The following is a 21,513-nucleotide window of genomic DNA, read 5'->3' as shown; positions in this document are numbered from 1 at the left end:
TTACCAACTACTTCTCCACAAATATTTACGATAAAACCCCAAAAGTAGAGTTCTTAGGTTATAGGGTAATAGGTAGATGCATAAGTCTTGTAAGATAGTCTGATGCAATCGGTAATTTATGCAGTTCCTTTATTCAACAATTACCTATCGACCAACGTTAAATTATTATGAGGCACAGGATCAAGCTTTTATCAAAGCAATCACTTATAATCAGCCTGAGTTAATCCTTTCATCCTATGAAAATGGTATTCAAACACTGGCTACTACGCTCGCGGCAAATAAATCGCAGGACACTGGGTTACCGATAGATTTAAGGGAATATTATGCTTCCATGTAATCATTATTTGATTCATAGAATATAAATGTTGTATTACTTGCAAAAAAGAGCAGATACTGATGCTATACCTCTGCTTAAAAAACATCTAGATTAGCGGTGATTGCAAGGAAGCGAACTCTTAGAAGTAAAGAAAAAATCCCGTTTTAGGATGTTATTAGGAGGAATAGTATGGCTGAATTAAACTTAAAGCATATTTACAAAATATACGATAAAGATTTGGCAGCAGTGAAAGATTTTAATTTACATATTAAAGATAAAGAATTTATCGTATTTGTAGGACCTTCTGGATGTGGTAAATCGACGACATTGAGAATGGTGGCAGGGCTAGAGGAAATCTCGAAGGGTGAATTTTATATTGATGATGAATTAGTAAATGATATTGCCCCTAAAGATCGAGATATCGCCATGGTTTTCCAAAATTATGCCTTATATCCTCATATGAATGTCTTTGATAATATGGCATTTGGACTGAAGCTTCGCAAATTTCCTAAAGAGGAGATAAAGCGACGCGTGGAGGAAGCCGCTAAGATGCTTGGATTAGAACCATATTTAAAAAGAAAGCCAAAAGCTCTCTCTGGAGGGCAGCGGCAGCGTGTTGCTTTAGGGCGGGCGATTGTCAGAGATGCCAAGGTATTTTTAATGGATGAACCACTTTCCAATCTAGACGCAAAACTCCGTGTGCAAATGCGTGCAGAAATATCAAAGCTCCATCAAAGACTGCAGACGACAACGATTTATGTAACACATGACCAAACAGAAGCGATGACGATGGCGACTCGATTAGTTGTAATGAAAGATGGCGTGATTCAACAAGTAGGGACACCAAAAGAGGTTTATGATGATCCAGTTAATGTTTTTGTTGCAGGATTTATTGGATCACCTGCAATGAATTTCTTTACAGGTAGAATCGAAGGAAATTCCTTTCTCACAGAGGGAGAGATCATTCATTTGCCAGAGGAAAAGGTAGAAAAATTAAAGGGAATAAATAAATCTGGACAGGATATTATTCTTGGTATCAGACCAGAGAATATTTATGTAAAACAAAATGATCATCAATCCTATGCACAAGTAAATGCAAAGGTTGATGTGGTGGAACTAATGGGAGCAGAAACCCTCCTTTATTCTTCCATCGGCAAAGACAATTCCTATGTAGCAAAAGTAGACGGCAGTACCAACGTAAAACCAGGAGAAACCATTCCATTTTACTTGGACATGGATAAATGCCATTTTTTCCATAAAGAAACAGAAGAAAAAATATAGGGATTCGTGAGAAGGGCATTGTTTTCTTGCTTCCCTGGAATATTTGCAATAAGAAGGCATCTATACCATTAAAGGGATAGATGCCTTTATGAAGTAGGGAGGTTAGAAGTTAGAACCGTTCCTCTGCTTCCCTAACTATCATTTCGCAAATCTCATGTGTTTTTAATGAGTCGTCCATTGATGGTTCTGGGACTTTATTGTTTTGAATGCAATCAATAAAATGGTCAATGATCTGATAGAATCCGCGTTTATATAGTGTTGGTTCCCAGTCTCCAAATTTAGAAATGTGGATTTCTTTGTTATGGAAGTGGGTTGTTTCCACAAGGCTGTTTACGACATACTTATCTTTGCCTGTGGAATATTCAATGATTTCTTCGGTTACGCCACCATTTCGGTTCATTATTCCAATTGCAATACAGCCCTCCCCAATCATTTGGATAACTAAGCTATTAAGTGTTTTGCCTTCTTTCAGGCATTCAACCTTTACATCTTTTACTTCCGTATTCATTAAAAATCTAAGCGTATCTACTACATGAATAAAATCTTCGACAACAAATCTTCTTATATAGTCTGGCATAGCGTAGCGATTCTTTTGCATAAGAATGAGATTTGCCTTCCCATTTTCTTTTAATTCCTTCACTTTGGGGATAAATCTTCTGTTGAATCCAACCATCGCTATTTTGCCCGTTTGTTTTGCTAGATTGACAATTTTTTCTGTTTCCTCATAATCCATTGAAATGGGTTTATCAATATATACATGGATACCATGCGCCAATAATTCTTTCGCTATCTCAAAATGTGCTTCAGTAGCGGTGCTAACAAAAGCCGCTTCAATATTTTTGCTAATGAGTTGCTCTACTGTTTGAACCTTTTCTTCTATTCTATATTTCTTTGATAGCTTGTTTAGTGTCTCCTCATTTCTTGTACAAAGAACGAGCTCTATCCCTACTTTTTCAGATAGCACAGGTAAATACGCTTTCTTCGCAATATTTCCTAATCCAATAAGACCGATCTTCAATGTATTCACCTCTTTCATTATGTATGTAACTTATTTATTAGTATAGTATAAAGAATGTTTTGCAACCAAGGATAGGAAAGCAGAGATATTTGATGCATACTCTTTTTCGGAGGTAGTTAATGATGTTAATAAAGTAAGTAAAATCCCCGCAAATTCCAGTAAATAGTAAAAATAATCAAAAAGACTTATTTTTTTTTACTAAAAAAGGGTTATAATAATATGAATATTTATAACATTTAAAAATAAGTTAGACGAATGGAAGACGCATTTTCAGATATAATTATATTATTCATGAACCTATCATTTTTATTATCTGAAAATTGGAAAGTGAGCAGAAGAAATGGAATTCTTTTTGGATTTATTCGTGATATTGCTTATTGCTATACCAATTTACCTTTTAATAAGGATTATGTTTATTTCCTTGTATAAAAAACTTTCATGGATGGAAAAATTACATGGGAAAATAAATGATTCAGGGAAGGAAAAAGCAATATTTTCTATTGTTTTCTTCTTATGTGGAATAATAAGCTTTTTATTATCTGAAATTTACACTTTCAGTAATTTACAATTGGGAGTTGTTCTAGGGTTATTTCTTGGATTATCAAATCTTTTTGATTCTAAAATGTTAAAGGGGTAAGCCAGTAAATGATAAAGAGACATACTTATGAGGAAACTATATATTTTTAAAATTCATATATGAAAGAAGTATGACATATTTAAAAGGATGATGAGTGGAAAGCTTTTATATTCACACAGACACGATAAAGGAGATGGGTAACTCATAGATAAATGTGAAAACATGTCGAGTTCTGCTGACTATGTGTGGGATAAAACAGTTGAATATTCTTCAAGGTGGAATATCCTAATTGTTATTTTGATGATGACAATGATTATCATTGGATCGATAGGCTACTTTTTAATGCTCCAATCTGTTTTTGGAAAGGTGGATTTTTCCATTTTTACTTTTCTTGGCAAGTGTTTGATTATTTATATCTTTTCTGTTTTACTTCATGAAATGGGACATCTTTTAATGGCACGTCAATTGGAATATCCATTTAGAATTTTTAAAGCAGGTTGTATGGAAGCTTATAATAATACTTTTCGAAATTTTAGATTGCGACCATTTCAACTGCTTTCCGGCGGATTTGTTATGCTGAACTTTAATGAAGTAATCACTTCTAGAGAAAAGCTTAACCGCTTCTTCGAAAAAGATTTTTTCTATATATCATTCGGTGGAATATTTGCTAATTTATTTTCTGTTTTAATAGGAATATTATTATTGTTTCACCCTATTACAGTTGAAATTGGCTATCTTTTCTTTTTCTATAACTTCCTGATTCTTTTAGCACAATTTATCCATCCTAGTGATTTTACGAAATTTCGGTTTATCCAAAAGAATCCAATGCAAGCAGCAGGCGTATTTTCAGAGGAGTTGGTTGTTAATAAGAGAGTAAATTCATTTCTGGAAAATCTTTTTCATTCCTATATAGGAGATACTTTATCGAATAAAGCAATTGATCCGCATACGCTCGCAATTATTCAAAGAGTAATAGAATATAATGGGAAAAATAAACAAGTGAATTCAAAGGAAATCCAACAATTTATCCCTTGGTTTATTGCGAATTTTGATTCTATCAGTACCATGCAACTACGTAATAGAATTCCTGCTGAGCGCTTATTATATACAATAATAGAGTGCAATTTAGTAAAACATACAGAATTAAAAAACTACAAAATATCCAGATATGCGAATAAACATCCACTTCATTCTTATTACTTGAAATTAAAGAAATATTGAACATAGAGGGACGGTTCTAATGAGTACTATTACATAAGAACCGTCCCTCTGTGTGTTTTCCTTTTAAGGTATAATAAAGGTAACGAAGGAGGCAGTAGCATGGGGAATTTGTTTCCATATGTATATGATTTTGGAATGAAGCCGTTAGAAAAGGGAAGATTTTACACAATAAGAAAAGAACTGCTCAGCAAAGTAAAGGGAAGAGTGTTGGAAATCGGCTCTGGTTCGGGGAAAAATTTCTCGTTCTATCGAGATGTGGAGCGAGTAGATGCGATTGAACCGAATCCTTCTATGATAAAGAAATCAAAAAAACAATTAGAGAAGGCATCTGTGCCAATTTTTTGTCATGAGCAAAAGGCAGAACAGCTTCTTTTTCCTAATCAAACGTTTGATTATGTCATTTCTACTCTTGTTTTTTGTACGATTCCTAACCCTGAAGCGGCATTGAAAGAAATGATTCGCGTAAGTAAACCAAATGCAACCTTTTACTTCTTTGAGCATGTGAAAATGGAGAATGCTGTACTGGCAAAGACACAAGATCTTTTAACACCACTATGGAAAAAAATTTGTGATGGCTGCCATTTAAATAGAAATACGGTAGAAATAATCAAAAACGCTGGATTACAGATTAAAGAAATAAAGTATTATTATAAAGGACTATTTATCGTAGTAGAGTGCGTTCATTTAACGTAAACCAAAGTGATTGCTAGGCAGATGCGGGAAAAAATGTTAAAGTAATAATATTCAGAATAAACCGGTATTACCGGTAGGATGAAAATGTTCTCGTAAAAGGTGGTAAACAGCATGAACGAGGCTCTTTATAATGATATTGTAAAAACAATTGAGAATAGTATTTTAAATGGGGAATTAAAAGTTGGTTCAAAACTAATGTCCGAAAGGGAACTAGCGACTTATTACCAAGTAAGTAGAAATGTTGTAAGAGAGGCAATAAAAATATTAAAGGAAAAAGGTTACGTACAAGTACATGTTGGCAAGGGAGCCTATGTAAAGAAACCAGAAACTTCTGTTGTAGCAGATACCTTAAGTCGATTTGTCGATAAGTCTTTATCTGGTATTCGCCATATACTAGAGGTTCGTGAAGTACTAGAAATTTCTATTATTCAAAGGGCATCGATCTATGCTACACAGGAAAATATAGATAGATTGAAATCTGTTTATGAAGAAATGGAGCAAAATCGTTTTTTCGTGGATCAATATGTTCAATTAGATGCAAAATTTCATATGGAGCTAGCAAAATCGGTACCCAATGAATTATTTTATATATTAACCAAATCCTTTTCCGACTTATCTGATCAAGTTGTTTATTTGACAAAGATTAATCCGGCAAGTATTGAATTGGCGCAAAAGCAGCATTTAGAAATGATTGAAGCAATACAAACTAGGGATGAAAAGAGAGCAGTAATAGTAATGAAGCAGCATCTAAATACAGTCAAGGAAGATATTCATCTGTTAGAAAACGCAGGAAGGCAAGTGAATAGTACTTTGGAATAAACCAGTGGAACGCTATTGGTTTATTTTTTTATTGGTAAAAAATCAGAAAATTATAAAAAAGTGTGTTAGATTATATTACCGATTGATTGCAGAGGGATAAGTAGTGCTTTATATTAAGGTTATCCAACCGGTAGTACCAGTTAAAAATTGAGTTAAGGGAGTTTTGCCTAATGGAATCAAGGTCTTTATATGAAAGAGCACAATCTGTCATTCCACCAGTGGGAAAAAGAATTACAGAATTAGGGATTGTGAAGGCAGAAGGAATGTATTTATATGATGAAAACGGGAAGAAGTATTTAGACTTTGGGAGTGGCATTGGTGTTACAAATGTAGGGCATAATCATCGCTATGTAAATGAGCAGGCAAAAAAACAAATTGATTCTTTAGTACATGGTTGCCATAACATTGTCTACTATCCCTCATATGTAGAATTAGCGGAGAAGTTAGTTGCGTTAATGGGAGGAGATTATAAAGTTTATTTTTCTAATAGTGGAGCAGAAGCAGTTGAAGGTGTGATAAAACTAGCGAAGCGGGTCACAAAGCGATCAGGGATTATTTCCTTTAAACGAAGCTTTCACGGAAGAACAATGGGCGCAACTAGTATAACAGCTTCTAGTTCCCATTATCGAAAAAACTATGAAGGTTTACTGCCAAGTGTCTATTATGCAGAATACCCTTATGCTTTACGCTCCGGTTTATCAGAAGGGGATGAAGTAAAACGTTGTTTGAAGAGCTTAGAGGATATCTTTTCTTATTTAATTGCTCCCGATCAAGTTGCGGCAATCATATTAGAGCCTATCCAAGGGGAAGGAGGGTATATTGTTCCGCCATTGGAATTTATCAAAGAAATTCGAGCAATTTGTGACAAACATGGAATTATGCTTATTTTTGATGAAGTGCAGACAGGTTTTGGACGTACTGGAAAAATGTTTGCATGGGAGCATTACGGCATTAAGCCTGACATTATGGCAGCAGCAAAAGGAATTGCTAATGGATTTCCACTGAGTGCCATGATTGCGAAAAAAGAAATAATGGATCAATGGGAAGAAGGGTCTCATGGTGGAACTTATGGAGGGAATCCTGTATCCTGTGCAGCTGCTTTAGCAGTAATCGACCTGCTAGAAGGAGGATTAATCGAAAATGCTGCTCTAATGGGAGACTACTTTATCGAGAAGCTAGAAGGACTGCGGACAGAATTTACAAGAATAGTAGATATCCGTGGAAAAGGGTTAATGATTGGTATAGAGTTTTTTGATGAAAACGGAGAGCCTGATAAAAAAGTAGCTGGTATCCTTCAAGAAAAGGCATTAGATAAAGGGTTATTGCTACTAGTATGTGGGGTGGATAAGAATGTCATTCGCTTTATTCCTCCAACTATTGTGAAAAAAGCAGAAATTGATGAAGCAATCTCGATTATTCGTACGTCATTGGATGAAGCTTATTCTGTTATTCTTCCTAAGATTAGTGGGTGAAGGAGGAGAAAAAATGAAAGCTTCTTTAGTATATATAAATGGTGAAATTATTACGGTGGATGATATGTTTTCCGTTTATGAAGCAGTGGCGGTTGTAGACAATAAAATTGCTGCTGTCGGATCTAATGAAGAAATAAACAGTTGGATTGGAATGGAAACCACTGTCATAGATCTTAATGGAAATTCGTTATTGCCTGGATTTATTGATGCCCATCTTCATCTTCTTAATTTTGGACTGACAAAGGTGTCAACAAATTTAAAAGCCTGTAAGTCGATTGATGAGGTGTTGGAATTGCTTAAGGCGAAGGCAGAACTAACACCTGAGGGAAGCTGGGTGAGAGGCTGGGCGTATAACGATAATAATGTTGCAGAAAATCGTATGCCTAATAAAAAAGAGTTAGATTCTGTCTCTACTGTGCATCCTATCTATATTCAAAGGTCATGTGGGCATGTAATTGCTGCGAATAGTAAGGCGTTAGAACTTGGCGGGATCACTGCTGAATCGCTGAATCCAGAAGGAGGCGAAATTGAAAGAGTCGATGGTGCAGTAACAGGCGTTTTAAAGGAAGCAGCCCGTATGCTAGTTATCGATCAAGATGTTTATACAGAACAAGAAGTTTTTTCTGGCTTACATTTGGCAGCGAAAGACTATATGCAAGCAGGTATTACAAGTGTTCATGATATGGGAGGAAAAGGAAGTGACCATCTCCTTTATTTGCAAAAAGTAGCGAAAGACGCAGACTTTAAATTACGAATATATGCGTCCATTGTATCTTTTGATAACTCTTCAGATGCTATTGATAAGACATTAGATGCAAGCATTTTAACAGGTTTAGGCAATGAAAGGTTTAAAATCGGTCCTAGTAAATTGTTTTTAGATGGAAGTATCACAGGGCAAACTGCTGCTATGAGTGAGGGATATGTAACAGATCCAACTAATAAAGGCATTTTGTATAAAAGCCAAGATGATGTCAATACCATAATGGAACGCCCCCACAATGCCGGCTGTCAAATTACTGCCCATGCGATTGGCGATGGAGCAGTAGAAATGATGGTAAATTGTATCGAGCATGTGGTGAACGAATTCCCTCGAGAAAATCACCGCCATCGCATTGAACATGCCTCTGTATGTAATCCAGAACTGGTGGAACGAATAAAGAAGTTGAATGCCGTCATTGTCATAAATCCAGCTTTCTTTTATGATTTTGGGGATGAATATGTAAAATATATTGGCTCGAAGGCAGAGTGGATGTTTCCCTCCCAATCCTACCTAGAACATGGAGTAAAGGTGGCAGCTGGATCAGATAGCCCAATTACAGACTTCGAACCACTATTAGGCATACAAGAAATTGTTACTCGCAAAACAAAAAATGGAACGATTATTGGGGAAAAAGAATGTAGTTCTCTAGAAGATGCTATTCGTATCTTTACTATAAATGGAGCCTACGCATCCTTTGAAGAAGAAATGAAAGGAAGCATTGAGCCAGGAAAGCTAGCGGATTTTGTCATTCTAGAGGGATCTATTCTAAATACAAAACCAGACCACATCAAAGACATCCCGATTAAACAAACCGTAATCAATGGAGAAATAGTATATGAAAATCCAGTTGCAGTGATGAAATAAGGGGGAAAAGTGACGGTTCTCGTGCTTACATCAGAGGAACCGTCACTTTACTTACTTACATTCTTCCATGCCTTTTTCGAGAATGTGCATTTGGAGCATTGTTTCTTCATCTTTTACTTGTTTGTCTGCCCCATTTATTATTACTTCATATAATTGGTCATACACTCTGCCATAGTCGCCTCGCTCGGAAACTACTTTTTCTTCATGGTATTGGTCGTTTTCATCTAAATAAGTTAATGTCCCGTAGTGTTCAGGAAGGTCGATGCCGAAATCAGGTTGATCAGGCATATAAAAAAGCTTTAAATGTTCTTCTTGTCGGTCTTTTGTATGTTTCACAAAAACACCCTTTTTTCCATAGACCACAAAGCTAGGGCGTTCCTTTAATCGGAAATAGCTCGACTTAATAGAGACCTTTAACGTATCGTAATATAAATCTAAATCAAAATAATCATTCATTCTTCCACTGCCAAGAAGCTGTCTTACATCATAATGAATGTTATTCGGTTTGCCAAAGTAAGAGATTGCTTGGTCAATAGTATGGCAGCCATGTCCATATAAAAAGCTATTATAGTATTGAAAATCACGGCTAGATTCTGGTACTTCTGGTCTGAAATAGTCATAATGCATTTCTACTTCTAAAACCTCTCCTAGTTTTCCACTATCGATAACCTTTTGTGTCGTTAAGAAATCAGAATCAAAGCGACGATTCTGGTAACATTGTACAATTAGCCCTTTTTCTCTAGCTAAAGCGTATATTTCTTCTGCTTCCTCAGATGTCATCATAAATGGTTTTTCTACTAAAACGTGCTTATTATGATTAAGAGCCATTTTTGCATATTCATAATGAGAGGAATGAGTAGTACAAACGACAATTAGCTGTATTTCCGGATCAGTTAGTAATTCATTTAAATTGGAAGAATAATAGATTTGATCATGCTTCTTCCAAGCATCATTAGAAGGATTTCTTCTATAAATGGTTTTAACCTTTATATTTTCCCGCTGCAAAACAAAGGGCAAATGATAGCGATTGGTGCTTTTTCCATTACCGATGTAACCAATTGTCAACAAGATTATCACTCCAATTTTCTCTGTAATACTTTCATTATAGGATGGTTATATTTAGAAATCTATTGGGAAGGTAGGAAAGGCTGAATCATGTTAGTTTCTTTTTCTCTTAAATTCTCTTATTTTAAGGAGAAAAAGGTAAAAATAATAATAGCAATCATTTTCTTGAGGTACTGTCTGAATAGTGAATAGATAAATATAACGATAAAACTTTATTTGCAACTAGAGAAAAGTTTAAAATAAAAGATAAATAAATTGGGTAGCAAAAGAATTAAGCTTAAAGGAGTACCTACAATGAAAACAATCGCATACTATATTTCTGACTATGGATTTGGTCATGCTGCCCGTTCTATTGCCATTATTCGTGAACTTTTAGAGCGAGAACCTTCTTATCGCATCATTATATGTCATGCTTTTGCGATGGAGTTTTTGCAGAACTCACTTCCATATAATCAAGTTACCTTTCGAAAGATTGCTACAGATGTTGGCTATTTTTTAAAAGAAGGAAGCCTAGAGCCAGATAAGAAGAAGCTAGCGAAAGAATTTGATCGGTATGTGGAGAATTGGGAAAACAAGATTCAATTAGAGGTTCAATTTTTCCAACAAATGAAAATAGATTTGGTAGTCTCTGATATTTCTCCACTGCCTTTTGAAGCTGCTGATAAAGTAGGAATTCGGTCGATAGGTATATCTAACTTTACTTGGTATACAGCATATGAAAGCTTATTAGACCAAAAAAGATTAGAGATTTGGAAAAGTTCCTATTCGAAAATGACCTGTTTTTTTCTACTAGCTGGAAATCAGGAAAGTGATTGGCCTTGTGAAAAGCGATTGTTTCCCTTTTGTGCTCGAAAAGTACGAGCGGAAAAGATGGAGCATATTCTTGATTGGGTTAATCCGACTAGGAAGAGGACCGTTATCTTTTTTGGGCTGGGGATGAAGATAGATGGAATAGAAGTTGAAACCCTTCCTTTATGGGAAAGTGATAACTGTGTTTTTATTGTTTCTTCCAATGTAAAGGTAGATAGGGATAATGTGTTCTCCATTCCAAAAGAGGAAACGGAATCTCAAGCATATATCGCGGCGAGTGATTTAGTCATCTCAAAAGCAGGATGGGGTACGGTAAGCGAGGCAGTTGTCTATAATGTGCCGCTACTGATTTTGAATAGAGAAGGAATGAAGGAAGACCAAAATACGATTAACTATATTCGTAAGCATGGACTAGGCAAAACAATAGATTGGGAAGAAATGCTAAAATATCAGTATCATGGAGAGAAGCAAGAAAAAAAGGAGAATGGATTTAGAAATGACGCCGAGGCGATAGTGGAGGAGTTACGGAAACAGTGCTGTTTCTCTACAGACAACTAATATGGAGAGGTGAAAAAAATGAAATGGCATGTAAAGAATTTTAATGAGTTAACGAACATGGAATTATATACGCTTTTGAAAGAAAGAACGGCTGTTTTTGTGGTAGAACAAAATTGTCCATATTTAGAGGTGGATGGGAAGGATACTGAATCGTATCATTTATTTGCTGAAAAAGAGGGAGAGGTTGTTGCTTATTTGAGAATTTTACCTCCAGGGGTTTCTTATCCAGAGGCTTCGCTAGGAAGAATTTTAGTGAAGAAAGAATGGAGAGGTCAAGGCTTGGCGGAAGAGCTTGTGAGTCGCGGGATTGATTACCTTAAAAAGGAATTAAATGAAGAGGTAATAAAAATACAGGCTCAGAACTATTTGCGAAAGTTTTACCAGTCCTTTGGTTTTCAATCGATCTCAAAAGTATATTTAGAAGACAATATTCCCCATATTGATATGCTGTTAAAGGGAGATAGGTTGGAAACGAAATAATACATAAGGTGTTTTCCTAATTGCATAGATTGGATAATCTCTGTATAAAAAGAACCATTAATGCCTACCCTTTAATAATGCAAGGAGTGGTGAGAATGTTCTATATGGAGATTGTTGTAGCAATTCTTTTAACGATGGCTTTTATAAAGTATTTTTGGACCAAAAAGGAAGATCAATATCAGACTTCGCTTTTGGCAAGTCATATCGAATCGAGTAATGAATTAAAAAAGACATTGGCAATGGGGCTGTATTTGCGATTTCGAAAAGAAACTGAGGAAAATTCTCCAAATTATTCTGAGATTTACATAAAACAAGACCCGATTCAATTTGAAAAGTTTGCTGCTGAAATTGTGGAGCAAACAAGAGGTGGATCGACCTGGGTAACTCCCTCAACAGGTGATTTTGGAGTTGATTTCGAACATGAAACAGAAAAAGGACTGTTTCTTGGACAAGTCAAATGTCATCAAGGAGATTTACCTTTTGATCCAATTGCACTTATTCATTCGAATATAGTAAAAAGAGGAGCTGCAGGAGGGTATGTTATTACAACAGGCGGCTTTACACCTGCAGCTTACGAATATGCCAAAGGTTTAAACGTCGAACTAATCGACGGTGTCAAGCTTGTGGAAAGCTGGTTAAGTAGTTTAAGCAAAGAGGAAAAAGAAATGAAGGAGATATTGCTCGTTTAAGGAAGTAGAGGGACGGTTCTTCTGAGGTTATGTTCTCAGAAGAACCCGTCCCCTGCTTCCTTTTTTATGTATTGGAAAAGAGGAAGCAGGCATAATAATGGGTAGGATTTTGTCATAAGTTTAATGAAAAAATGGTTAAGGGGGATTTTTATGAGGAAATTTTCTTTTGTTTTTTTTGTATTAAGTATGGTAATTCTTGCTTCTTGTTCAGCGGATAAGGATAAAAAAGAAAATGCTGATAATAACAAACAGGCAGATGAACAAAATGTAGATGTTGATAAAGGTCTTTTAAACGTTGAAATCACATTGCCAGCTTCCATGTTTGAAGGGGAAGATATTGATACGGTTATTGCGGATGTAGAAAAAGAGGGAATTAAAGTTACTAAAAATGACGATGGTTCCCTTACCTATAAAATGTCTAAGGCAAAACATAAAGAGATGATGAAGGAAATGGAAGCATCTCTAGAAGAATCCATAAAGGAAATGAAGGGGAGTGATGATTATGTGTCCATTAAGGATATTACGCATAATAAATCATTTTCTGAATTTACGTTAGTGGTTGATAAAGAGAAATACGAGGATAGTATGGATAGTTTTGCCATTTTTAGCCTCGGAATAACAGGTATGATGTATCAACTGTATAGTGGTGTGGACTCAGACGATTATCAGGTTAAGATATTTACAACAGACGAAGCCACAAAGGAAGTATTGGATGAAACCGTTTATCCTGATGATTTAGAAAAGGATTCGGAATAAAATAGTTGTTTTTCATTTAGAGAAAATAAGGAGGATAAGGATGAAAATTAATTTCCCAAATATATTTAAACTGTGTCTAACTGGTTTATTTATTGTCACTGTCCTTGGAGGATGTGGACAAGATACGAAGGATGTAACAATTAAAGATGAGGATGAAAAACAGGAAGAAGTACAAACAGAAGAGACAGAAAAGAAAGAAGAAACAAAGTCGAAGCTTGGATCTCGAACAAATCCAGTTCCGTTTAAGAAGACAGTAACAGTCGAAGATGAACTATATAATGATGAAGGGGAATCCTTCCCTATTAAGTTTGATTTAACAGTATTGGAAGTTATACGCGGGGAGGACGCCTATCAAAAATTAAAATCCATGAATGAATTCAATGAGCCTGCCCCAGAAGGATATGAATGGCTTTTAGCGAAAACGAAAGTTAAGTTTACGGAATCGGCTACAGAGGATTTGTCCTTTCATATTGATGGGATAATGAACTTCGAAATGGTTAGTAAAAACGGTGATATATATAGTGGAGATATTATCGGAACGACAGAACCTGAATTTAGTTATGAAATGTATGTAGGAAATGAAAAAGAAGGCTATATTTCTGGATTAGTAAAAACAGGAGAAAAAGCGCAGCTTCGCTATGAAGAAATGCTTGGAGGAAATGTCTTCTTGAATTTACAGTAAGGAGGGTCCTCAGAGGGACGGTTCTACTGTTTCCCTAAAATTTCCTAACAAGAACCGTCCCTTTGCTTCCCTCGACTTTAAAGATTTACGACATTATTATTTAATAGGTTTCGTCTGCGGTTCAACTCTGTATCCATTACGCTTCGTTTGGCATCGAGCTTGTAGTACAGCATGGTTATGCCGATTAGTAAGCAGATTGCTAGTGGCACCCAGATGAAGCTTACTTCAATATACGATAAAGCTTTAGGAGTTTGTGTGGCATTTGGAACATAGCCACCCAGTTGAAGAAAAACTCCGACAAGTGCACTACCAAGGCCTAGACTTATTTTTACTGCGAAACCTTGAAAGGCTGCAATCATCCCAGCGATACTCTTGTTGTTTTTATACTCGGAATAATCGATAATATCTGGTTGAATGGCAAAAGTGGTTCCAAAGATCCCGTAAATTCCAAGTCCGGTAATTGCTAAACCAGCTATGAGTAAAACAGGAGACGTTTTTCCAAAATAAATCATTAAATCTCCAACAATATAGATAACGGTACTTAATAGCAAGACATTCTTTTTTGGTAATTTCCTTTGAAGCCAAGGCAGAAGAAGAAGCATTGGCAGACCAGAGAGAATACCGAAAAGCCCAACAAACGTAAGCCAATCTGTTCGTCCAAGATTGTATGTGAAATAATAGATCACAGTAGTATTTCTGATTACAAAAAGGGCGAAATAGAGAAAATTTAAGATAAAGAAGATTAATGCATGGCCGGTTAATCCTTTTAAATCCTCTTTAAAAGTAGATTTTCCTCGTTCTACAGTTGGTGGTACGACTTCTTTTGTATTCATAAACGTAAAGACAAACACAATTACAGCTGCAACCCCGTAAATAGTCATCGTAATGAGATAGCCTTTTTGTGTATCTCCCTTTCCGAAGAAATTAACAAGGGGATTTGTAATCGTCATGACTAAAGCGGTTCCAATTAATGCGCAAATCATTCTAGTTGAGACTAGCCAGTTTCGTTCATGATTATCGGAAGTTAATCTTGGCACAATTGTATTTAAAGGAATATTTACAACAGTATAAGCAATGTTTAACAGGCAATAGGTTACATAAGCCCATACAATTTTTCCACCCATACTGAAGTCGGGTACAATAAAAGTCAAAATCGTAAAGACGGCAAAAGGAATTGCTCCAATGAGGAAATAAGGTCTTCCTTGTCCCCATCTAGTATTTGTTCTATCTACTAATAATCCCATGCCTGTATCTGCAAACGCATCAATAATCTTTGTTACAAGCATTAGCGTTCCAGCAACCGTTGCCGTAATTCCAAAGACATCTGTATAGAAAAACAGTAAATAAGAAGCCATTGTACTAAATACAAGATTACATGCGAAGTCCCCAGCTCCGTATCCAATCCTTTTTCTCCATTTCTCCATCCCAATCACCATCCATTTCGTAAAAAAATTTTACATTGCTGAAATTTTTGTTAACGTTTTCATATCTGTCTTTAAATGCTTATAGATAGATTGATAAACATGGTAAAATTCATTATATTTTTGATGATTCTCTTTGTTTGGCATAATCTTCTCATCTAGAACCTGCCATTTCTTTACCTCTTCATAAGAGAGAAGGCCAGTTCCAATTCCAGCAAGCATAACATCGCCCATATTGGCTTCAACATCATGAATCGGGCAGACAACGGGATAGCCTGTAACATCTGCAAAAATTTGGCGCCACAATTTCGATTTTGTCACACCACCTGCAAGCAAGATATATTCTCCAAGATCTTCACCAGTTGCTTCCATTGCATCACGTAAAGAGAAGGCTACTGCTTCAAGAAATGCGCGATAGATATGAGCCTTTGTATGTGCTAAAGAAAGTCCGACAATCGTTCCTTTTGCATCTGAATCCCAAATGGGACTTCTTTCGCCCATAAAATAAGGTAGGACAATCAAGCCATCACTTCCGACTGGAATGTTAGCTGCTTGCTCGTTTAAAACATCATATGCGTTCTTTCCGCCCTCTTTTTCGACTTCCAATTCATACTGACACATTGTTTGGCGGAACCATTTAACGATCGCACCAGCAGTAGCTCCACCAGCAAAATAATAGGAAAGTCTTTTTGCATCATATAAATAAGGCCAAACGATTAAGTCCTTTCCTTTGACTGGTTTATCAGAAATCAGTGCCGCACACATGGAGGTGCCAATTGCGGCTGCATAAATGCCAGATTCCAATACTCCGAGTCCAATATTGGCTGCTCCACAGTCAATGCCACTCGCAATAACTGGCATTCCTTCAGAAAGCCCTAGCTCCGCCGCTGCTGCTTTCGTTAATCCGCCAACAATATCAGTTGATTCCACAATTTTTTCCGGCATTAACGAAGTGGGGATTCCCATCGCATCCATCATTCCTTTTGACCATGTTCTGTTATTCATATCAAAGATTCCGCCGATATTCCCTGCAGAAGAATAATCAATGGCAACTTCTCCGGTTAGTTTGAAAATCACATAATCATTTGGTGGGAGAAATAATTTGGTTTTGAGCCAGTTCTCTGGTTCATTGTTTTTCATCCAGAGGATTTTTGTGTATCCATAATAGGGATCAGCACCATTATGGGTAATTTCAAGAAGCTTTTCTTTTCCGATATGTTCAAGTACCCAGTTTGATTCTGCTTCTGCTCTTCGATCCATCCAAATCATACAAGGTCTAACAGGCTCCATGTTTTCGTCCAATGGAATGCCGGAACCTCCATATAAACCGCTGATTGCGATGCCGCGTATTTTCTCAGGTGGAATTCCTGACTTTTTGCACCGTGTTTTTAATGGAGGCTTTTGTTGCTTCAAGCCAAACATCTGGCCATTGTTCCGCCCATAAAGGCTTTGGAGTTAACACATCGTATTCTTGTAAATCTTGTGCAATTAAGTTTCCATCAGTATCCATTAATATCGTCTTTGTTCCGGAAGTTCCGATATCAGTCCCGAGTAAGTAATTCATAAATAGTCCCTCCTAAATCTATAAGTCTATTAAATCGCAGTGAAAGCACCATCTATTACAAAGTCTGAACCTGTCGTAAAGCTGCTAGTGTCGCCTGCTAAATAAACACAAATGGATTGAAGTTCTTCTGGTTTCCCCATGCGATTAAGCGGTGCCATTTCATTCCATTGTTTAATTAAAGGTTGTAAGCTTGGAGAGTTTAATGTAAGCTCTGTGCCGATATATCCTGGACTAATGCAATTAACACGTACATTTCTTGATGCCCACTCGACAGCTAGTGATTTTGTTAGTTGAATCACACCAGCCTTTGAAGCATTGTAAGAGCATTGTGGTTGGGGAAAGTTTACAATATGTCCTGACATTGATGCTGTATTAATAATGGAACCGCTGCCTTGTTTTAGCATGACTTTACCTGCTGCTTGAGCTGTAAGGAATACACCTGTCAAATTAATATCAATCACTTTTTTCCATTGATCAAAAGTCATTTCTTCAGCAGGGACATTCAAGCAAATTCCAGCATTGCAAAAGGCAACATCTAATCGACCAAAAGCTTCTAATACAGTATCCATCATAGCGTTTACATCTTCAGGGTTAGTTACATCTGCTTTAATTGCAATGGACTTTATAGGAGACGCTGTCTACCTATCAATTGGGACACATCTTGGTGGTGCAATCATCATCAATAATCAAATATATATGGGAAAAGAAGGGCATAGTGGAACAGTGGAGCATATGACGATAAATCCTGATGGACCTTTATGCTATTGTGGAAAGAAAGGGTGCATGGAAACATATAGTTCTGTAAATGCTCTGTTAGAAACGGGAGAGACATTAGATGCTTTTTTCGAAAATGTGCGATCTGGGGTAGTTTGTTTTGTGAAAAGGTGGAACGCTTTTTTAGACCATTTAGCCTTTTCCATGAATAATTTGTATCTTGTCCTTAACAGAGAGTTTATTATTGGAGGACATATTTCTTCCTATTTAAAAGAAGAAGACATCCGTATTCTTCATGAAAAAACAAACGAAAAATCCGCCTTTCCAAGCAGCGACCGCTTTATTCATATCAGTCATTCACCTGCAAAAGGCGTTCCAATTGGAGCAGCCATTCCATTTGTGCAATCTTTTTTGGATACGATTTAGTGGAAATCTGGCTTAGACTCTGATTTCAAAGAGCTGAATGGTCAAGAAGAGTGATTAACTTATCGCCTGAAGTTTTACACAATAATCCGGATATGCTCAGCAATCTATATCCAGTAGAAAGCAGAATGGAATAACTTAATGAAGAAATAAGACAGGTATTTCTAAAGTATATTGATGCGCATAAGAACAATGATGATAAGGATAACTTTACCTATTTGATCATGAGCTACTTAGAAGAAAAGGAGTAAGAAATTATAATGTATTCCTCTGTTATTAATAAACTTCTTTAAGAAACACAACTTTTCCACATAAGAAGAATAGAAGAACTGTACAGTTCTTCTATTCTTTAATACCTCCTACATTTTACCTATTTTTAAAAACTATTAAAATATGCCTGTCGAATATGATAGAATAGTAGCATATAAAAAGAATGATATTAGGACAAAGGTGTCGTTTTATGTCCTAATATAGTTTATGGGGGGAAATGATATAGAATCTATGAATAAAAAAAGAGGACTATTTTATTTTTTTGCTGCTATTTTACTAGTTTTGGGATATTCCATAAATGTAACTAATGTTAATGCAGCGGAAAATCCAACAATAAGCTATTCGACACATGTTCAAAGTTATGGCTGGATGGATAGTGTGAAAGACGGTAAGTTATCTGGCACTACAGGAAAAAGTAAACGTGTAGAGGCAGTAAAGATAGACTTGGAAAATGCCCCATATTCTGGTGGGATTACGTATAAAACACATGTTCAAAGTTATGGCTGGATGGATTCAGTATCGAATGGAAAAGTTAGCGGTACAACGGGAAAAAGTAAACGTGTTGAAGCAATCCAAATCAACTTAACGGGAGAAATGGCTGAGCATTATGATGTGTATTATCGAGTTCATTCTCAGACTTATGGTTGGTTAGGTTGGGCAAAAAATGGTCAATCAGCAGGAACAGAAGGACTTTCTAAACGAGTAGAAGCAATGGAAATAGTCTTAGTCAAAAAGGGACAATCAGCTCCTGGTTCTACAGAACAGCCATTTGTGACAAATCTATCCGTTTCTTATTCGACGCATGTTCAAAGTTACGGCTGGATGAAAACGGTGAAAAATGGAGCATCGTCTGGTACTACGGGAAAAAGTAAGCGAGTAGAAGCTATAAAAATCTCATTAAATAAAACACCTTACTCTGGTGGAATTACGTATAAAACACATGTTCAAAGTTATGGTTGGATGGATTCAGTATCGAATGGAAAAGTTAGCGGTACAACGGGAAAAAGTAAACGTGTTGAAGCAATCCAAATCAACTTAACAGGAGAAATGGCTGAACATTATGATGTGTATTATCGAGTTTATTCTCAAAGCTATGGCTGGCTTGACTGGGCCAAAAATGGGCAGTCTGCAGGAACAGAAGGGCTTTCTAAGCGAGTAGAGTCTATTCAGATAAAGCTTGTAGAAAAAGGAAAGAGGGCACCTGGATCTACAGCTAAACCATTTGTAACAGATCCTTCCATTAGCTATTCCTCCTATGTACAGTCAAAGGGTTGGATGGAAACGGTAAAAGATGGAAAATTTAGTGGTACAGAGGGGCAGTCAAAACGTATAGAAGCAATAAAAGTAAATATTGAAAATTCTCCCTACAGTGGAGAAGTTGTTTATGCCTCCAAAATGCAAGGCGGTAGTTGGTTAAGTAGTGTTTCCAATGGGGGAGTTTCTGGCATAGAAGGTTATTCCAAACCGTTAGAAGCAGTGAAAATAAATCTTTCAGGCGAAATTGCTAATCATTACGATGTGTATTACCGAGTTCATGTTCAATCATATGGCTGGTTAGGATGGGCCAAGAATGGAATGAAAGCAGGAACAGAAGGGCTATTAAAGCGAGTAGAGGCGATAGAAGTAAAGCTTGTTAAAAAGGACAAGGGCGAAGCTGTTAGCGAAAAAAACTCATACAGAACAAACGTCTATACGACAAAAACTAACTATAATATCTCTCTGGATAATGCGTTATCGATGCAAATGAACACTTCACCCCAGACAGATAAATATCGAAATGAAAAAGCATATGCATCTAGCGAATATCTTCAAATGATGGATAAAGGAAAAATCACGAAAAATGATGTGCAGCTTAGAACGTCTCCAGAAATAAAAGATGACAAAGAGGATACTAATGTTGCAACAAAAGTGAAATCCGGAACATCAATTCTTATTTTAGACAACAATGTTGTTGGGGATGAAACGGCTGGCAGCGACAAATGGTATAAAATCGAATACAAAGAGCAAGAATTATTTGTTCACAGTTCGCTTGTTGAACTTGAGTCTAGAGTAGGTAGAGTAACAGCTACTACACTGAATATTAGATCAAAGGCAAGTACGACAGGACATATTTATGGATCTGTCAAAAAAGGAACGTTAGTAACGGTTTTAAAAGAGGATTCGAAAAGCAAATGGGTAGAAGTAAGCTATAATGCTTGGCGCAATGCTACTTCTTCTGATGTGAAATATTATCTCGATCCAACTAACTTCTCTAGTGATAAGGTCCAAAGATTTCAGTTTATGGATTTAACCAAATCAAGTGAAGTACCTGTAAGTATTCTAAACCAATATCTAAAAGGAAAAGGAATATTAGAAGGACAGGGACAAGCTTTCATTGATGCTGGTAAAAAATATGGAATCAATGAAGTCTATTTAATGGCTCATACACTATTAGAAACGGGTAATGGTACATCTACTCTTGCAAAAGGGATAGAGTATAAAGGGAAAAAAGTGTATAACATGTATGGTATCGGTGCGTATGATGACTGTCCAGATGAGTGTGGAGCAGAAGCAGCGTATGATAATGGCTGGACAACGCCATATAAAGCGATATTAGGTGGAGCAGCCTTTATTGAAAATGGATATATAGGCGGGAAAAATAGTTATAATATTGTCCAAAATACCATTTATAAAATGCGCTGGAATCCAGAATTAATGAACAATAAATCATTTGCTGGTCATCAATATGCAACAGATATAGGATGGGCCTCTAAACAGGTAAAAGTTATGTCGGAAGTATATAACTTAAGACCATTTATCCTGCATTTAGAAATTCCAGTATATAAATAAAGGGAAAAAGAGGGAGCGATAAAAAAATCGCCCCTCTTTTCTTATTGATGGTTTCGAAAACCCCTGGCTATGCCGGGGGTTCCGGAGAGCTTATAGCGAGGTAACAAAAAAACCTCCTTTCATGGTAGGATAAAGTTGGTTTCCCGACCACTTTATCTCACGCAAGAAGGAGGTATGCCCTTATGAAGGACATGAACAGTTTAGCACATACAACATGGAATTGTAAGTATC

At 36.4% G+C, this 21,513-nt stretch carries 20 protein-coding genes; 14 read left to right on the top strand and 6 right to left on the bottom strand.

The features are described 5' to 3' along the window. The first annotated feature begins 118 nt into the window (after positions 1 to 118). Positions 119 to 337 carry a hypothetical protein gene (locus ADJ83_RS25360; protein WP_152910848.1) on the top strand — a complete coding sequence of 73 codons (219 nt, stop codon included), beginning with the start codon at positions 119 to 121 and terminating at the stop codon, positions 335 to 337. Between the two features lie 168 nt (positions 338 to 505). Next, entirely contained in the window at positions 506 to 1,597 is a 1,092-nt protein-coding gene (locus ADJ83_RS19420; protein ID WP_031537481.1) for an ABC transporter ATP-binding protein, read from the top strand. Positions 1,598 to 1,706: 109 nt separating this feature from the next. On the opposite strand, the gene ADJ83_RS19415 is transcribed toward ADJ83_RS19420, so the two are convergent. Then, positions 1,707 to 2,615 (bottom strand): Gfo/Idh/MocA family protein, encoded by a 909-nt coding sequence (locus ADJ83_RS19415; RefSeq protein ID WP_031537482.1) that lies wholly within the window; start codon positions 2,613 to 2,615, stop codon positions 1,707 to 1,709. 799 nt (positions 2,616 to 3,414) lie between these two features. Here ADJ83_RS19415 and ADJ83_RS19405 point away from each other — a divergent pair. From ADJ83_RS19405 to ADJ83_RS19385, 5 genes are all read left to right on the top strand, one after another. Then, positions 3,415 to 4,413 (top strand): site-2 protease family protein, encoded by a 999-nt coding sequence (locus ADJ83_RS19405; RefSeq protein WP_048718820.1) that lies wholly within the window; start codon positions 3,415 to 3,417, stop codon positions 4,411 to 4,413. 99 nt (positions 4,414 to 4,512) lie between these two features. Further along, on the top strand, positions 4,513 to 5,106 hold the full coding sequence (locus ADJ83_RS19400) for a class I SAM-dependent methyltransferase (protein WP_048718817.1): 594 nt from the start codon (positions 4,513 to 4,515) through the stop codon (positions 5,104 to 5,106). A gap of 111 nt (positions 5,107 to 5,217) precedes the next feature. Further along, positions 5,218 to 5,925: a FadR/GntR family transcriptional regulator gene (locus tag ADJ83_RS19395; RefSeq protein WP_048718815.1), complete on the top strand. Its 708-nt coding sequence runs from the start codon at positions 5,218 to 5,220 to the stop codon at positions 5,923 to 5,925. Between the two features lie 170 nt (positions 5,926 to 6,095). Beyond that, positions 6,096 to 7,397, top strand: a complete 1,302-nt coding sequence (locus ADJ83_RS19390) for an aspartate aminotransferase family protein (RefSeq protein WP_048718812.1) — start codon at positions 6,096 to 6,098, stop codon at positions 7,395 to 7,397. A gap of 13 nt (positions 7,398 to 7,410) precedes the next feature. Then, on the top strand, positions 7,411 to 9,021 hold the full coding sequence (locus tag ADJ83_RS19385; RefSeq protein WP_048718810.1) for an amidohydrolase: 1,611 nt from the start codon (positions 7,411 to 7,413) through the stop codon (positions 9,019 to 9,021). A gap of 51 nt (positions 9,022 to 9,072) precedes the next feature. Here ADJ83_RS19385 and ADJ83_RS19380 read toward each other — a convergent pair whose 3' ends face one another. Further along, on the bottom strand, positions 9,073 to 10,089 hold the full coding sequence (locus ADJ83_RS19380) for a Gfo/Idh/MocA family oxidoreductase (RefSeq protein ID WP_048718807.1): 1,017 nt from the start codon (positions 10,087 to 10,089) through the stop codon (positions 9,073 to 9,075). 291 nt (positions 10,090 to 10,380) lie between these two features. Here ADJ83_RS19380 and ADJ83_RS19375 point away from each other — a divergent pair, with 291 nt between their 5' ends. The 5 genes from ADJ83_RS19375 (at position 10,381) to ADJ83_RS19355 (ending at position 14,061) form a co-directional block, all read left to right on the top strand. Beyond that, positions 10,381 to 11,454 carry a glycosyltransferase gene (locus ADJ83_RS19375; RefSeq protein ID WP_048718805.1) on the top strand — a complete coding sequence of 358 codons (1,074 nt, stop codon included), beginning with the start codon at positions 10,381 to 10,383 and terminating at the stop codon, positions 11,452 to 11,454. A gap of 18 nt (positions 11,455 to 11,472) precedes the next feature. Next, complete coding sequence (locus ADJ83_RS19370) at positions 11,473 to 11,934, top strand: GNAT family N-acetyltransferase (RefSeq protein WP_048718804.1); 462 nt, start codon at positions 11,473 to 11,475, stop codon at positions 11,932 to 11,934. A gap of 95 nt (positions 11,935 to 12,029) precedes the next feature. Further along, positions 12,030 to 12,623, top strand: coding sequence for a restriction endonuclease (locus ADJ83_RS19365; protein WP_031537501.1), 594 nt, complete (start codon positions 12,030 to 12,032; stop codon positions 12,621 to 12,623). A 150-nt stretch (positions 12,624 to 12,773) separates the two neighbouring features. After that, positions 12,774 to 13,379, top strand: coding sequence for a hypothetical protein (locus ADJ83_RS19360; RefSeq protein WP_035416428.1), 606 nt, complete (start codon positions 12,774 to 12,776; stop codon positions 13,377 to 13,379). Between the two features lie 40 nt (positions 13,380 to 13,419). Beyond that, the gene (locus tag ADJ83_RS19355) at positions 13,420 to 14,061 is read left to right on the top strand and encodes a hypothetical protein (protein ID WP_031537504.1); all 642 of its coding nucleotides are present in this window, start codon (positions 13,420 to 13,422) and stop codon (positions 14,059 to 14,061) included. 77 nt (positions 14,062 to 14,138) lie between these two features. Here the strand turns inward: ADJ83_RS19355 and ADJ83_RS19350 are convergent, their stop codons facing one another. The 4 genes from ADJ83_RS19350 to ADJ83_RS19340 are packed head-to-tail and all read right to left on the bottom strand — an operon-like array spanning position 14,139 to position 17,618. Continuing rightward, complete coding sequence (locus ADJ83_RS19350; protein ID WP_031537506.1) at positions 14,139 to 15,485, bottom strand: MFS transporter; 1,347 nt, start codon at positions 15,483 to 15,485, stop codon at positions 14,139 to 14,141. A gap of 30 nt (positions 15,486 to 15,515) precedes the next feature. Continuing rightward, on the bottom strand, positions 15,516 to 16,904 hold the full coding sequence (locus ADJ83_RS26605; protein WP_275044153.1) for an FGGY-family carbohydrate kinase: 1,389 nt from the start codon (positions 16,902 to 16,904) through the stop codon (positions 15,516 to 15,518). Next, complete coding sequence (locus ADJ83_RS26600) at positions 16,837 to 17,046, bottom strand: FGGY family carbohydrate kinase (RefSeq protein ID WP_275044152.1); 210 nt, start codon at positions 17,044 to 17,046, stop codon at positions 16,837 to 16,839. Before ADJ83_RS26600 ends, ADJ83_RS26605 begins: the two co-directional genes overlap by 68 nt. Before the next feature lie 29 nt (positions 17,047 to 17,075). Beyond that, the gene (locus ADJ83_RS19340) at positions 17,076 to 17,618 is read right to left on the bottom strand and encodes an SDR family oxidoreductase (RefSeq protein WP_239687092.1); all 543 of its coding nucleotides are present in this window, start codon (positions 17,616 to 17,618) and stop codon (positions 17,076 to 17,078) included. Here ADJ83_RS19340 and ADJ83_RS19335 point away from each other — a divergent pair. Both ADJ83_RS19335 and ADJ83_RS24480 read left to right on the top strand, forming a co-directional pair. Further along, entirely contained in the window at positions 17,566 to 18,186 is a 621-nt protein-coding gene (locus ADJ83_RS19335) for an ROK family protein (protein ID WP_239687091.1), read from the top strand. The two genes, ADJ83_RS19340 and ADJ83_RS19335, sit on opposite strands and share 53 nt — an antisense overlap. 498 nt (positions 18,187 to 18,684) lie before the next feature. Further along, entirely contained in the window at positions 18,685 to 21,282 is a 2,598-nt protein-coding gene (locus tag ADJ83_RS24480; protein ID WP_160314265.1) for a glucosaminidase domain-containing protein, read from the top strand. The last annotated feature ends 231 nt before the right edge of the window (positions 21,283 to 21,513 follow it).

This window comes from Bacillus sp. 522_BSPC, from assembly GCF_001076885.1.
In the GTDB taxonomy this organism is placed as follows: Bacteria; Bacillota; Bacilli; order Bacillales; family Cytobacillaceae; genus Niallia; species Niallia hominis.
This window is presented reverse-complemented; position numbering and strand designations above follow the sequence as displayed.

Bases quoted from the DNA above. Each gene is read 5' to 3' on its own strand.
- ADJ83_RS19385 (WP_048718810.1), top strand. From the start codon at position 7,411: ATGAAAGCTTCTTTAGTATATATAAATGGTGAAATTATTACGGTGGAT.
- ADJ83_RS19355 (WP_031537504.1), top strand. From the start codon at position 13,420: ATGAAAATTAATTTCCCAAATATATTTAAACTGTGTCTAACTGGTTTA.
- ADJ83_RS19400 (WP_048718817.1), top strand. From the start codon at position 4,513: ATGGGGAATTTGTTTCCATATGTATATGATTTTGGAATGAAGCCGTTA.
- ADJ83_RS19395 (WP_048718815.1), top strand. From the start codon at position 5,218: ATGAACGAGGCTCTTTATAATGATATTGTAAAAACAATTGAGAATAGT.
- ADJ83_RS26605 (WP_275044153.1), bottom strand. From the start codon at position 16,904: ATGTTTGGCTTGAAGCAACAAAAGCCTCCATTAAAAACACGGTGCAAA.
- ADJ83_RS19420 (WP_031537481.1), top strand. From the start codon at position 506: ATGGCTGAATTAAACTTAAAGCATATTTACAAAATATACGATAAAGAT.
- ADJ83_RS25360 (WP_152910848.1), top strand. From the start codon at position 119: ATGCAGTTCCTTTATTCAACAATTACCTATCGACCAACGTTAAATTAT.
- ADJ83_RS19340 (WP_239687092.1), bottom strand. From the start codon at position 17,618: ATGATGGATACTGTATTAGAAGCTTTTGGTCGATTAGATGTTGCCTTT.
- ADJ83_RS19405 (WP_048718820.1), top strand. From the start codon at position 3,415: ATGTCGAGTTCTGCTGACTATGTGTGGGATAAAACAGTTGAATATTCT.
- ADJ83_RS19350 (WP_031537506.1), bottom strand. From the start codon at position 15,485: ATGGAGAAATGGAGAAAAAGGATTGGATACGGAGCTGGGGACTTCGCA.
- ADJ83_RS26600 (WP_275044152.1), bottom strand. From the start codon at position 17,046: ATGAATTACTTACTCGGGACTGATATCGGAACTTCCGGAACAAAGACG.
- ADJ83_RS19360 (WP_035416428.1), top strand. From the start codon at position 12,774: ATGAGGAAATTTTCTTTTGTTTTTTTTGTATTAAGTATGGTAATTCTT.
- ADJ83_RS19390 (WP_048718812.1), top strand. From the start codon at position 6,096: ATGGAATCAAGGTCTTTATATGAAAGAGCACAATCTGTCATTCCACCA.
- ADJ83_RS19375 (WP_048718805.1), top strand. From the start codon at position 10,381: ATGAAAACAATCGCATACTATATTTCTGACTATGGATTTGGTCATGCT.
- ADJ83_RS24480 (WP_160314265.1), top strand. From the start codon at position 18,685: ATGAATAAAAAAAGAGGACTATTTTATTTTTTTGCTGCTATTTTACTA.
- ADJ83_RS19365 (WP_031537501.1), top strand. From the start codon at position 12,030: ATGTTCTATATGGAGATTGTTGTAGCAATTCTTTTAACGATGGCTTTT.
- ADJ83_RS19370 (WP_048718804.1), top strand. From the start codon at position 11,473: ATGAAATGGCATGTAAAGAATTTTAATGAGTTAACGAACATGGAATTA.